Genomic DNA, 12,964 nt, shown 5'->3' with positions numbered 1-12,964 from the left:
TCGAAGCAGACATCTCTTGCCTGGGCCGTCTTCCCCTGTTCAAGTCGCTGCCGCCGCCGCGGCTCAAGCTCGTCGCGCTGATGGGCGAGAAGCTTCGCTTCGAAGCCGGCGCCCAGATCGCCGCGGAAGGCGAGAAGCCCGAGGGCATCTATGTGGTCCTGCAAGGCGAGGTCGAGATCTCCAATGAGCGCTCCGATGGACAGGGCCCGCGGTTTCAGCTCAATTCGGGTAGCCTGATCGGCGACGTGCCGCTGCTGTCAGGGCAAAGCTACGTCGGCTCGATAACGGCCAAAAGCGCGGTCAGCGCGTTGCTGCTGCCGAAGGATCTGTTCTTCGAGCTGCTCGAGACGATCCCGGATTTCAGCCTGGCGCTGACGCGGGACCTGGCGTCGCGGCTATATCGGCTGGCGGATTTCACGCTTCACGCAGAGAAGGTTCACTGACGATGCAGGTGCCGGCATGAGCCTGCAGCAGACGGCCGGCGCGCGACGTCCCGGCATGGGTTCGGGCATGGGCTCCGGCATGGACCAGGTGTCGTCGTGGAGTCGCGACATCCGCTTCGCGTCGGGCATGGTGTTGCTGTTCTTCGCGACGACGCATTTCCTCAACCATGCCGCCGGCATCGCCGGTGTCGCAGCGATGGAACAGGCGCAGGAGTGGCGCTACTGGCTGTGGCATTCCTGGATCGGGACGGTCGCGCTCTATGGCTCGCTGATTGTGCATCCGTTCTTCGCGCTGGTGCGCGTCGCGCAGCGCCGCACCTTCAAGATGCCGGCGCGCGAGATGCTGCAGATCGCGCTCGGCCTGGCGATCCCGCTCTTCCTGATCGATCACATCGTCGGAACGCGGGTGATGGGCACCTTCTTCAATCTCGACGAGAGCTACCACGCCGTGCTGCGGCGGCTCTGGCCGGGTCTTGCCGTCACGCAATCTGTGCTGCTGCTGCTGGTCTGGGTGCATGGCATCATCGGCCTGCATTTCACGCTGCGCTCGCGCGACGGCTACCAGCGCTGGCGCGACCCCTTCCTGCTGGCCGCGATCCTGATCCCGGTCCTGGCGCTGATCGGCTTTGCCGTGGCGGGGCGCGAAGCCGGCCAGATGGCGATGGAGACGGAGGTCACAACCGACGCGCAGATCATCATGTTCAACCAGAACGTGACTTGGGCGAAGTCGGTGTTCTACGGTCTCGTCGGCTGTTTCGTCGGCTTTGTAGGCATCCGCGAGGTGAGGGTCCGCACCACCCGGCAGATCACGGTCCGCTTCGTCGGCCATGGCGTGCGCAAGCTCGCGCCGGGGCTGACGGTGCTCGAGATGTTCCGGCGCTTCGGCATTCCCCATGCCGCCCTCTGCGGCGGCCGGGCGCGCTGTGCCACCTGCCGCGTGCTGGTGCTGGACGGGGGCGATTCGCTGCCGGCGCCCGGCATGAACGAGGCCAAGCTGCTGCGCCGGATCTCGGCGCCGGAGCGGGTTCGCCTCGCCTGCCAGATCCGGCCGCGCAACGATTTGCAGGTCCAGATCTTGCTGGCGTCGCGCCTCAAGGCGGCGACACCCGGCGACTTCCAGCCTGATGCCAGCGTCGGCAAGCGCGGCCTGACGGTGGTGGTGGCCGATCTGCGCGCCTTTTCGGACCTGTCGGAGCGACAGCTCCCGCAGGAACTGATCGGACTGCTCAACCGCTTCTTCGACGAAATGGCGCAGGCGATCGCGGCCCATGGCGGTCGCATCGACGCCTTCTATGGCGACGGCTTCATGGCCGTGTTCGGGCTGGAAGGCACGCCGGCCAAGGCGGCCCAGACGGCGATCAGTTCGGCTGGCGACATCGTGCGCGCGGTTGAGGCGCTGAACCGCGAGTTCGGCGCGGCGCTGCCGTTGCCACTGCGCATCGGCATCGGCATCCATAGCGGCCAGGCGATCACGGGTGCCGTCGAGAACGACAGCATCGGCCGGCGCGAGATCACGGTGGGCGAGACTGTGGCGGTGGCAAGCCAGCTCGAATCCGCGACGCGCCGGGTGCTGGCCGATATTCTGGTGTCCGAAGAGACGATCCGGGCGAGCGGACGCAGCTATCGCGGCACGACTCTTCTCAAGATCGCGATCCGGGGCCGCGAGAAGCCGCTGAGCGCTTACGGCTTTGCCAGCGCGCCCGAAGTCGCCGCGCATGATGACGAGCCGGAAGCCGTGCCCGCGCCCGATGCAGCGGTGCCGGCAAGTGCGGCCGAAACGGATGTGGGGGTCGTCGAGGGCGCTGACGGCGTCGTGCTCGTCGCGGCACCGCCGGAAGCTGCCGCGGAGGTCGTGGCGGTTGAAGAGGCTGCCGTGCCGGACGAGCTGCCCGCTGCAAAGACCCGACGGTCACCGCGCCGGAAGGCAACGAAGACGTCCGGCATCCCCGACCGGGACGGGCCGTAAAACTCAGGCCGGGCCGAAGACGAGGAAGCGCCTGCGGTCGAAGCCCGCGGCGCGCAAGGCGTCGTCATTGATCGTGAGGGCGAGATCGATGGTCGGGGGCGCCGGCCGGGTCGCGGTCAGCGCGCCGATCTGCCCCTGCGCCCGCTCGAGATCGAGCGTGTAGTCGATGACCAGCACCTCGGCGCCGGCCGCGAGCGCGAGCAGTTCCGGTGGGGTCGCGCTGCGCCGGCCGAAGGGCTTGAGCGACAATCCCAGCAGCACCAGCGCATAGGGCGCGGATGGTGCGATCTCGACCTCCTGCAGCTTGGCGGCGAGATGGCGCACGCAGCAGGGCGCGTTGTTCAGCATCGTCGCGGAGAAGTCGGGAATCTTCGGGTCGATGACCGTGACCGTTTCCGGACGGTGGGTCAGGAAGCTCGTGATCGGCAGGCCGGCACCGCCGATCTCGACGATATGGGCGCAAGACCGGACCGCATGCGCTGCGAGGACTTGTCGGAGCGCGGCTGCGGGGCTGGAGAGATGCGGCAGGAGAGTGCCCGAAGGCGCCGCTGCTGCGTCGCTGGTCTTTGCTGCGGCGCTTGCATATGGTCCCGCCACTTTCATTCCACTTTCCCGCATCCCGCCATCCCGACACGGCATGACACGCGACACGCCTCCCGACGCCTTCTATGACATTCTGCGCGGCGTCGCAGCCCTCACCGGCAACAGCGTGGTGGCCGATCTCGCGCGCCTCGTCGCAGACGAGATGCCGCCCGATCTCTGGATCGCCTTCAACCACAAGCAGATCGGCTCGAAACGCTGGCTGGCCGATGCGCTGGCCGAGGTTTTGCCGCAACCTGAGGGGCCGGTCTGGGTGCTTGGCGCCTGGTACGGCGTGCTTGGCGCATTGCTGCTCGCCGATGAGCGATTGACGATCCCCGCGGTCGTCAGCGTCGATCTTGATCCGGGTTGCGCTGATGTCGCCGAGCGGCTGAATCGCCGCCATGTCGCGACAGGGCGCTTCCGGGCCGTGACCGCCGACATGATGGCGCTGGACTTCGTGGCCCAGAACCCCGCGCCTGGCCTCGTCATCAATACGAGCTGCGAGCATCTGGCCGATGTGCCGGGCTGGCTCGCGACATTGCCGCCTGGCCTGCCGCTGCTGCTGCAGTCGAACGATTATGTCCGCGAACCCGACCATCGCAGCTGCGTCGCCTCGCTCGACGCCTTCAAGGCGCAGGCCGGCTTGTCGGAGACGCTGTTCGCCGGGTCGCTGCCGACGAAGAACTACACCCGCTTCATGCTGATCGGCCGGCGATGAAGCCTCCCCGCATCGCGATCGCGATGAAGGGCTATCCGCGTCTGTCGGAGACCTTCATCGCGCAGGAACTGCTCGGGCTGCAGCAGCGCGACCTGCCCTTCGCGATCTGGTCGCTGCGCCGGCCGACCGATGTGGCGCGACATCTGATGCATAACCAGATCACGGCGCCGGTGAGCTATCTGCCGGAATATCTGCACGAGGAGCCCGGCCGGGTGTTGCGCGGCGTGCTGCGGGCGCTGCTGCGGCCAGGCTTCGCGCGCCTGCTCGCAGTCTTCCTGCGCGACCTCGCCCGCGACGCGACCCGCAACCGACTGCGCCGCTTCGGCCAGGCCTGCGTGATGGCGCGCGAGCTGCCGGCCGGGATCACGCATCTGCATGTGCATTACCTGCACACACCGGCCTCGGTGATCCGTTATGCGGCGCTGCTGCGGGGCCTGAGCTGGTCGTTCTCGGCCCATGCCAAGGACATCTGGACGACGCCGGACTGGGAGAAGCGCGAAAAGATTGCATCGGCCGATTGGGGTGTGACCTGCACCCGCGATGGCCACCGCGAACTCGCGCGCCTCGCCGACCGGGCCGACAAGGTCGATCTCGTCTATCACGGGCTTGATCTCAGCCGTTTTCCGTCGCCGCCCGCCCGCCCGGCGCGCGACGGCGGCGATGCAGGCGATCCGGTGCGCTTCGTCACCATCGGCCGGGCCGTCGAGAAGAAGGGTTTTGACGATTTGCTGTCGGCGCTGGCGAAGCTCCCTCCCAATCTGCACTGGCGTCTGACCCATATCGGCGGCGGCGAGAGGCTGAAGGCCTTGCAGGCGCAGGCCCAATCTCTGGGTCTGGCTGAGCGCGTCACCTGGGCGGGAGCGAAGGCGCAAACCGAGGTCATCGTCGCGTTGCGCGAAGCCGATCTGTTCGTGCTGCCGTCGAGGCAGGCCGGTGACGGCGACCGCGACGGGCTGCCCAATGTCGTGATGGAGGCGGCGAGCCAGGGCTTGCCGATCGTCGCCACTGATTTCGCCGGCATCCCCGAATTCGTGCGCGAGGGCGTCGAAGGGCTGCTGGTTCCGTCCGGCGATGTCGATGCGCTGGCGCTGGCGCTGGCCGATCTCACCCGTGCGCCGAAGCGACGCGCGGCGCTGGGGCATGCCGCCCATCAGCGGCTGACCGGGGCGTTCTCGGCGGCCGCCGGGCTCGACCTGATCGCTGCAAAACTGCGCGCGTCAGGCGAGATGCCATGAGCGGGACGGTCCTGATCGCGGTGACGCATCTGCTCGGCAGCGGGCATCTGGTGCGGGCGGGGCATCTTGCCCGGGCTTTGGCGGAGAGCGGATTTCGCGTCACGTTGGCTAGCGGAGGCATGCCCTTGCGGGCGATGGTGGCCGAGCCCTTCGACTTCGTGCAACTGCCGCCGGTCAAGGTCGAGGGTGTCGATTTCCGCAATCTGCTCGACGAGGAAGGCCGGCCGATCGAAGCGGGCCGCCTTGAAATCCGGCAAGCGCAGCTCACGGAGCTTGCCGCTACGCTCAAACCCGAGGTCGTCGTCACCGAGCATTTTCCGTTCGGGCGGCGGCAATTGGCAGACGAGTTCCTTGGCCTGATCGCGGCAGCAAAGGCGGCCAACCCGCGCGTTCTGGTGCTGTCCTCGGTACGCGACGTGCTGGTGACGCCTCGTCCCGACAGGATTGCGGAGGCGCATCGGCGCCTCGCCGAACATTTCGACGGCGTGCTGGTCCATGGCGATGCGGCATTCCTGCCGCTGGAAGCGTCCTGGCCGGTCGCGCCGGAGCTTGCAAAGCGATTGCACTATACGGGCTATTTGGCCGCGCCTGTGACGCAGGTTGTCGCGACAGGCGCGGGGAACCCTCTCCCGGAGGGAGAGGGCAGGGGGAGGGGTCGGCCGTTGGACGCCTCGGCTGAGACCTCACCGCAGTCGCCGTTGGGGCGTTGCCTCGCTGGTCCAGGGGCCGGTACCTCACCCCTGCCCCTCTCCTTACAGGAGAGGGGCTCCCCGCGCCCGGCCGGTATGGGTGATGCGTTAGACGAAATTCTCGTCTCCGGCGGTGGGTCTGGCGCGGCGTTGCCGCTCTTTCGGCTCTGCATCGAGGCCGCGCGCCTCGACACCTCCCAGCCCTGGCGCATTCTCGTCGGTCGCGGCCTGTCCGAGTCCGATTTCGCCGCCCTGCGGCAATCGGCCTCGCCCAACGTCACCGTCGAGCGGGCGCGTCCGGACTTCCCGGATCTGCTTGCGGCCTGCGCGCTGTCGATCAGTCAGGCCGGCTACAACACCGTGCTCGATCTGCTCGCGGCGGCGTGTCCCGCCATCGTCGTTCCATTCGACGACGGGGCGGAGACCGAGCAGGCGGTGCGCGCCGAGGCGATGGAACGGGCAGGCCTGGCGCGTTGCCTGCGGCTTTCCGGGGCAGATGCCGCCACGCCTGCCGCCTTTGCTGCCGCGGTCGAGTCGGCGCTGACCGGCGGCCGCCCCGGGACCCCGGCGATCGATCGCGACGGGGCCGGGAGGGTCGCGGGTATTGTGACGCGGCTGCTGGTGGAGCGGGGCTAGGCATGTCTCTTGCGAACAGCAGCCTTGGCGCTTTGCGAATTGCCGATGCCGGGCTTTGCCTCTAATTAGGATGGCATTGCCTCCCTCCTCGGTCGGCGTTGGGACAACCGGTCATTTCCCGGCCATGGTCCCACGCCCGGAGACTTGATGATGACAACGACGACTGCCGCCGGCCTGCCCGACATGAAGCTGTCGGTGCGCCAGACATTCGGGATCGATTCCGATCTGGAGGTGCCGGCCTATTCCAAGACCGAGGCGCATGTGCCGGATTTCGACCCGGATTACCGCTTCGACCGCGACACCACGATCGCGATCCTCGCCGGCTTCGCGCATAACCGTCGCGTCATGATCTCGGGCTATCACGGCACCGGCAAGTCGACCCATATCGAGCAGGTCGCTGCGCGTCTCAACTGGCCCTGCGTCCGCGTCAACCTCGACAGCCACGTCTCCCGCCTCGATCTCGTCGGCAAGGACGCGATCGTGCTGAAGGAAGGCAAGCAGATCACCGAGTTCCAGGATGGCATCCTGCCCTGGGCGCTGCAGAACAACATCGCGCTGGTCTTCGACGAGTACGATGCCGGCCGCCCCGATGTGATGTTCGTGATCCAGCGCGTGCTCGAGCAGTCCGGCAAGCTGACGCTGCTCGATCAGAAGCGCGTCATCCGCCCGCACCCCGCCTTCCGGTTGTTCGCCACCGCCAATACGGTCGGCCTCGGCGACACGTCCGGCCTCTATCACGGCACGCAGCAGATCAACCAGGGCCAGATGGACCGCTGGTCGATCGTGACCACGCTGAACTACCTGCCGCATGACAACGAGGTCGAGATCGTGCTGGCGAAGTCGAAGCACTTCCAGGGCACGCCCGAAGGCCGCAGCGTCATCGACAAGATGGTCCGCGTGGCCGATCTGACCCGCAACGCCTTCATGAACGGCGACCTCTCGACCGTGATGAGCCCGCGTACCGTCATCACCTGGGCCGAGAACGCCGCGATCTTCGGCGATATCGGTTTCGCTTTCCGGGTGACGTTCCTGAACAAATGCGACGAGATGGAGCGCACGCTGGTGGCCGAGTTCTTCCAGCGCTCCTTCGGCAAGGAACTGCCGGAGAGCGCGGCGAACGTGGTCCTGAGCTGACGGACATCCCGGCTATGGCGACCCTGCAGCGCGAGAGCGATGTCGCGGCGACGAGGGAAGCCGTGGTGGCCGGCCTCAGCGCTTACAACGCGGCCGTGGTCGGGGCGCGCAACAGCGCGCCTCTGGCGCTCAGCCTGCGCGACGATGCCGGCACGATCGTCGGCGGCTTGATCGGTGAGCTGAAATGGGAGTGGCTCCACATCGACCTGCTCTGGATCGATGAGGCTCATCGCGGCGCGGGACATGGCGAGGCCCTCGTCGCGATGGCCGAGAAGGCTGCGCGCGATCATGGCGCGCGTGGCGTCTATCTGAGTACGATGAGCCTTCAGGCGCCGGATTTCTATCCGAAGCTGGGCTATCGCCAGTATGGCGTGATGGAGGATTATCCCGTCGCAGGCCATCGGATCCACCATTTCGCGAAAGCGCTATGAGCATCTCAAACCGCAAGCCCGGCCAGTCCAAGGAAGCGCCAGCAGAGCCGCTGAAGCGCGCCATTTCGCAGACGATGAAGGCGATCGCCCGCAAGCCGGAGATGGAGATCGTCTTCGCGGCGGACAAACCCTCGCTCGTCGGCGATCGCGCCCGGCTGCCCGAGCCGCCGCGCAAGCTGACGCTCGAGGATGTCGCGATCCTGCGCGGCCATTCCGATTCGATGGCGCTGCGGCTCGCCTGCCATGATGCGAGCGTGCATCGCCGGGCCGCGCCCGAGGGCGATGCGGCCCGTGCCGTGTTCGACGCGGTCGAGCAGGCGCGGGTCGAATGCGTCGGCTCGCGGCGGATGGCGGGCATGGCCGGCAACATCACCGCCATGCTGGAAGACCGCTATCATCGCGGCGGGCGCTATGAGGAGATCACCGATCGGGCGGACGCCCCGCTGGAGGATGCGCTGGCGCTGATGGTGCGCGAGCGGCTGACCGGCCTGAAGCCGCCCAAGGCGGCGCAGAAGCTGGTCGATCTCTGGCGCGAGCAGATCGAGGACAAGGCCGGTGCCGATCTCGATCGTCTCTCGAAAGCTGTCGAGGACCAGCGCGCCTTCGCCCGCACGGTGCGCGACATGCTGGCATCGCTCGACATGGCCGAGCAGACCTCGCAGGGCGACGAGTCGGAGGAGGACGAGGACAACAAGGACCAGTCCTCCGACGAACAGCAGCAGCAGGACGGCGAGGCGGAACAGGACAGCGCCGGCGAGCGCTCCGAGGTCGAGGTCTCCGACGACGCCACCGAGGAATTGCAGGAGGGGGCGAGCGAGGCTTCCGATGCACCCTCGGGCGACTGGGACGACGAGGACGAGAATTCGGAGGCCGACGAGGCCGGCGAGGCGCCGCGTCCGCGCGAGGGCAAGCCGAACGACCGGCCGCAGACCGACTACAAGCCCTATACGGTGAAGTTCGACGAGACGATCACCGCCGAGGAGCTCTGCGACGCCGAGGAACTGACGCGGCTGCGCGCCTATCTCGACAAGCAGCTTGCGCATCTGCAGGGCGTCGTGGCGCGGCTGGCCAACCGGCTGCAGCGGCGCCTGATGGCGCAGCAGAACCGCTCCTGGCAGTTCGACCTGGAGGAGGGCGCGCTCGATCCGGCGCGGCTGCCGCGCATCATCATCGACCCCTACCAGCCGCTGTCGTTCCGGCAGGAATCGGACGTCAATTTCCGCGACACGGTGGTGACGCTGCTGATCGACAATTCCGGCTCGATGCGTGGCCGGCCGATCACGGTGGCCGCGACCTGCGCCGACATCCTGGCGCGGACGCTGGAACGCTGCGGCGTCAAGGTCGAGCTGCTCGGCTTCACGACGCGGGCCTGGAAGGGCGGTCTTTCGCGCGAATCCTGGCTGCAATCGGGCAAGCCGGCCAATCCCGGCCGACTCAACGATCTCAGGCACATCATCTACAAGGCGGCTGATGCTCCGTGGCGGCGGGCCCGGAAGAATCTCGGGCTGATGATGCGCGAAGGTCTGCTCAAGGAAAACATCGACGGCGAGGCGCTGGACTGGGCGCATAAGCGCATCCTGGCCCGGCCGGAGCAGCGCAAGATCCTGATGGTGATCTCGGATGGCGCACCGGTCGACGATTCGACGCTATCGGTGAATGCCGGGAACTATCTCGAGCGGCATCTGCGCCACATCATCGCCGAGATCGAGACGCGCTCGCCGGTCGAGCTGATCGCGATCGGCATCGGCCACGACGTGACGCGTTATTATCGCCGCGCCGTCACCATCGTCGATGCCGAGGAGCTCGGCGGCGTGATGACCGAAAAGCTCGCCGAGCTGTTCGAGGACGATCCGCGGTTGAACGCCAAGTCGTCGGGCGGGGCGCGACGTCGGCAGTGAAACTTGCCTGCCACATCCATGGGTCTGGCGCGGGGAACCCTCTCCCGGAGGGAGAGGGTAGGGTGAGGGGTCGGCCGTTGGACGTCTTGGCGGAAACCTCACCCCTGCCGCCGCTTAGGACTGGCAGGCCACTGGTCCAGGGGCCGACACCTCACCCCTGCCCCTCTCCTTACAGGAGAGGGGTTCCCCGCGCAGGCTTGGCAGCAGGCGCATTGTTCTGATGCGCCTGACTCGCCGCTCTACGTTGGCTGGACTTGGTGCGCTCGCCGTTGCATCGGAAGCCCGCGCCCAGGCGCTTGAAGGCGGTCCCGTCACCGTTTCGGCGCGGCCGATCGCTGCTTTCGAGCCGCGCAGCCCGGAGAAGACCCGCTTCGGCAAGCTTGCGTTCCGGAGCGGCCTCGTGCTCAGCGGCGATCATTCGCGCTTCGGCGGGTTCTCAGGGCTCTGGCGCGGTGGCGTAAGCGGCAGCGATCTCGTCGCCGTCACCGATAACGGCTTCTGGCTGACGGCCAGGGTTACCATGCGGGACGGCAGGCTGACCGGGTTCGACCGGGCGGAGCTCGCGCCAATCCTCGGCGTGTCGGGCAGGCCGCTGCACCGCTCGCGCTATTACGACACCGAGAGCCTCTGCATCGCCGATGGCGTCGCCTATCTCGGCGTCGAGCGGACGCATGACGTGCTGCGCTTCGACTGGGCCGCCGAGGGCGTCATGGCGCGGGCGCGGATCGTCGCTGTCCCGCGCGAGGTCAAGCGCCTGCCGGATAATCGCGGGCTGGAGGCGATCGGCGTCGTGCCGGCGGGTCAGCCGCTGGCGGGTTCGCTCGTCGCCATCGCCGAGCGTTCGGGTGGGGATGACGAGCCGACGCTGGGTGTCATCCTCGGTGGCCGGCAGCCTGGCCTGTTCCAGGTCGCCCGGCATGACGGCTTCGACATCACCGATCTCGCCTTCCTGCCCGATGGCGACATGCTGCTGCTGGAGCGCTGGTACCGGCCGCTGCGGGGCGTTGGCATGCGGATTCGTCGCGTGCCTGGGGCAAGCCTGAAAGTAGGAGCGATGCTGGACGGGCCTTACCTGATCACCGCCGATCTGGGTCAGGAGATCGACAACATGGAAGGTCTGACCGTCCATCAGGAGGGGGGCAAAACCATCCTCACGCTGATCTCGGACGACAACTTCTCGTTCCTGCAGCGGACTGTGATGCTGGAATTCGAACTGGTTTGAGCGCGACGCCTTCCCTTCTCCCGCGAGAGGAGAAGGCCAAGCCCAAACGAAAAAAGCGGCCTTTCGGCCGCTTCGTTCAATCGCAGGGAAGCGACACCGCTCAGGCGGTGGCGAGCTTCTTCTCGATGTCGCGCTTCAGCGTCAGCGCGCCGGTCGACAGGTCGCTGGCCGGAGCCTTGACCAGGAAGGCGTCGAGACCGCCGCGATGATCGACGGTGCGCAGAGCATTGGCCGAGATGCGCAGGCGCACGGAGCGGCCGAGGGCGTCGGACTGCAGCGTGACATTCACGAGGTTCGGACGGAAGACCGTCTTCGTCTTGTGGTTCGAGTGGCTGACGAGGTGGCCGGTCTGGGTGGCTTTCCCGGTCAGTTCGCAACGGCGCGCCATGGTATCGTTCCCTAAATCCAACCGGCTGGCTCAAATAAAAATGCCGACACGCGACGTGCCGGACATGAGCACCGGAAGTCAAATTGAAGTCGCGGTTCCATAGCCAAGCCCGGCGGGCGCGTCAAGGAAAAGTCATGCAAGCCCTGGTGATATCGCTCCCGGGACGGCGGCAGCGCAAGGCGGGGCGCTTTGCCGCTCGCCAAAACCGGCGAAAGAGGCCACGATTCAGACCGATTCGCAGTGCATGTCCCGATGATCGCGAAAGCCCGGAGGAAGTGGATGAAGCCCGCCATCGCATCGTCCATGGCCGGGTTCGTCCTTGCCCTTAGCATCGCGAGTTTGCCGGCCGCCGCCGCCTCGCTCGATGCGCGCTACGATGTCTCCCTGCTCGGGTTGACGCTGGGGACCGCCAGCCTCAGCGGCGGTATCGACGCATCGAGCTACAAGCTCGACGTTGCGGCCAAGCTGACCGGGTTGATCGGCGGTTTCACCGGCGGGCGGGGTTCGGGCGCAGCGTCCGGCGGCCTCAACGGCGCCAAGCTCTCGCCGACGAGCTTCGCGGTCAGTTCCGCCAGCTCCAGCGAAAGCCGCACCGTGCGGATGGCGCTCGACGGCAACAATGTCGCGGCCGTCGAGATCGAGCCGCCGATCGACGCCAAGCCCGACCGCGTGCCGCTGAACGACGGCCACCGGCGCAACATCGTCGATCCGCTCTCGGCCTTCCTGATGCCGGTCGTCGGCAAGAGCATGGCAACCGCCTGCAACCGCACGCTGCAGATATTCGACGGCGCGGCGCGCTACGACATCAAGCTGAGTGCCGGCGGCACGCGCGAGGTCAAGCTCGACGGCTATAGCGGGCCTGTCGCGGTCTGCCAGGTGCGCTATGTGCCGATCGCCGGCCATCGCGCGCTGCGACCCGCCACCAAATTCATGATCGAGAACAAGGACATCAGCACCTGGCTCGCGCCGGTCGCGGGCACCAACATGATGGTGCCCGTGCGGGTGTCGGTGAAGACGATGATCGGTACCGCCGTGCTCGAGGCGTCGAGCTTCAAGGTCGATCCCGGCGTGACGGCAAGCACCGCGCGGCAGAACTGAGTAGACGCAAAAGGCGTTCGTCTCCCGCGGCCCTCATCCTGAGGAGCGCTCGTAGAGCGCGTCTCGAAGGATGCTCCAGGAGGCTCCCGAACGATCTGGACCATCCTTCGAGACGCAGCCTTTGGCCGCTCCTCAGGATGAGGGCTTGGGGGAGGCTCAATGTGGGCTCGAGCGCGAGAACAGGTTGATCACCAGCACGCCGCCGACGATCATGGCCATGCCGATGATCGCCGGCGCGTCGAGCTTCTGGCCGAACAGCACCCGCGCGACCACGCTGATCAGGACGATGCCGACGCCCGACCAGATCGCGTAAGCGACTCCGACGGGAATCGTCCGCAGGGTCAGCGTCAGGAAGTAGAAGGCGCTCAGGAACGCCGCCATCATGATGACAGTCGGTACGAGCCGGGTGAACTCGTTCGACGCCTTCAGGGCGGACGTGCCGATGACTTCGCTGACGATGGCCGCTGCCAGATAGAGATAGCTCAGATTGCTGAAGCTCATGCCGCCAGGATTCCCGCCGCGAA

13 protein-coding genes are annotated in these 12,964 nt (G+C 67.0%); 10 read left to right on the top strand and 3 right to left on the bottom strand.

Annotated elements, in window-relative coordinates:
• Positions 1-80: 80 nt before the first annotated feature.
• Positions 81-443 carry a Crp/Fnr family transcriptional regulator gene (locus AC1DYU_RS11760; RefSeq protein WP_476791785.1) on the top strand — a complete coding sequence of 121 codons (363 nt, stop codon included), beginning with the start codon at positions 81-83 and terminating at the stop codon, positions 441-443.
• Between the two features lie 16 nt (positions 444-459).
• Positions 460-2,409, top strand: coding sequence for an adenylate/guanylate cyclase domain-containing protein (locus AC1DYU_RS11755; protein ID WP_476791784.1), 1,950 nt, complete (start codon positions 460-462; stop codon positions 2,407-2,409).
• A gap of 3 nt (positions 2,410-2,412) precedes the next feature.
• Here AC1DYU_RS11755 and AC1DYU_RS11750 read toward each other — a convergent pair whose 3' ends face one another.
• On the bottom strand, positions 2,413-3,006 hold the full coding sequence (locus tag AC1DYU_RS11750; protein ID WP_476791783.1) for a hypothetical protein: 594 nt from the start codon (positions 3,004-3,006) through the stop codon (positions 2,413-2,415).
• Positions 3,007-3,046: 40 nt separating this feature from the next.
• Here AC1DYU_RS11750 and AC1DYU_RS11745 point away from each other — a divergent pair, with 40 nt between their 5' ends.
• The 7 genes from AC1DYU_RS11745 to AC1DYU_RS11715 all read left to right on the top strand — a co-directional run bounded on the left by AC1DYU_RS11745 (position 3,047) and on the right by AC1DYU_RS11715 (position 10,954).
• Positions 3,047-3,709: a class I SAM-dependent methyltransferase gene (locus tag AC1DYU_RS11745; RefSeq protein WP_158483419.1), complete on the top strand. Its 663-nt coding sequence runs from the start codon at positions 3,047-3,049 to the stop codon at positions 3,707-3,709.
• Complete coding sequence (locus AC1DYU_RS11740; RefSeq protein WP_476791782.1) at positions 3,706-4,944, top strand: glycosyltransferase; 1,239 nt, start codon at positions 3,706-3,708, stop codon at positions 4,942-4,944. The genes AC1DYU_RS11745 and AC1DYU_RS11740 overlap by 4 nt, the downstream gene beginning before the upstream one ends.
• Complete coding sequence (locus AC1DYU_RS11735) at positions 4,941-6,269, top strand: glycosyltransferase family protein (protein ID WP_476791781.1); 1,329 nt, start codon at positions 4,941-4,943, stop codon at positions 6,267-6,269. The genes AC1DYU_RS11740 and AC1DYU_RS11735 overlap by 4 nt, the downstream gene beginning before the upstream one ends.
• Positions 6,270-6,416: 147 nt before the next feature.
• Positions 6,417-7,403, top strand: a complete 987-nt coding sequence (cobS, locus tag AC1DYU_RS11730; RefSeq protein ID WP_476791780.1) for a cobaltochelatase subunit CobS — start codon at positions 6,417-6,419, stop codon at positions 7,401-7,403.
• A 14-nt stretch (positions 7,404-7,417) separates the two neighbouring features.
• A complete protein-coding gene (locus AC1DYU_RS11725) occupies positions 7,418-7,834 on the top strand; it encodes a GNAT family N-acetyltransferase (protein ID WP_476791779.1) in 417 nt (138 codons plus the stop codon).
• Positions 7,831-9,732 carry a cobaltochelatase subunit CobT gene (gene cobT, locus AC1DYU_RS11720; protein ID WP_476791778.1) on the top strand — a complete coding sequence of 634 codons (1,902 nt, stop codon included), beginning with the start codon at positions 7,831-7,833 and terminating at the stop codon, positions 9,730-9,732. Before AC1DYU_RS11725 ends, cobT begins: the two co-directional genes overlap by 4 nt.
• A gap of 220 nt (positions 9,733-9,952) precedes the next feature.
• Complete coding sequence (locus AC1DYU_RS11715; protein ID WP_476791777.1) at positions 9,953-10,954, top strand: esterase-like activity of phytase family protein; 1,002 nt, start codon at positions 9,953-9,955, stop codon at positions 10,952-10,954.
• 100 nt (positions 10,955-11,054) lie between these two features.
• Here AC1DYU_RS11715 and rpmB read toward each other — a convergent pair whose 3' ends face one another.
• Positions 11,055-11,342 (bottom strand): 50S ribosomal protein L28, encoded by a 288-nt coding sequence (rpmB, locus tag AC1DYU_RS11710; protein WP_326909933.1) that lies wholly within the window; start codon positions 11,340-11,342, stop codon positions 11,055-11,057.
• Positions 11,343-11,621: 279 nt separating this feature from the next.
• On the opposite strand from rpmB, the gene AC1DYU_RS11705 reads away from it, so the two are divergent.
• The gene (locus AC1DYU_RS11705) at positions 11,622-12,440 is read left to right on the top strand and encodes a DUF3108 domain-containing protein (protein WP_476791776.1); all 819 of its coding nucleotides are present in this window, start codon (positions 11,622-11,624) and stop codon (positions 12,438-12,440) included.
• A 156-nt stretch (positions 12,441-12,596) separates the two neighbouring features.
• Here the strand turns inward: AC1DYU_RS11705 and AC1DYU_RS11700 are convergent, their stop codons facing one another.
• Positions 12,597-12,941 carry a DMT family transporter gene (locus tag AC1DYU_RS11700; RefSeq protein WP_476791775.1) on the bottom strand — a complete coding sequence of 115 codons (345 nt, stop codon included), beginning with the start codon at positions 12,939-12,941 and terminating at the stop codon, positions 12,597-12,599.
• Between the last annotated feature and the right edge of the window lie 23 nt (positions 12,942-12,964).

The organism is Allobosea sp. P2_B12 (genome assembly GCF_056404835.1).
Note: the sequence above shows the minus strand (reverse complement) of the source record. Positions and strands in the feature narration are given on the sequence as shown.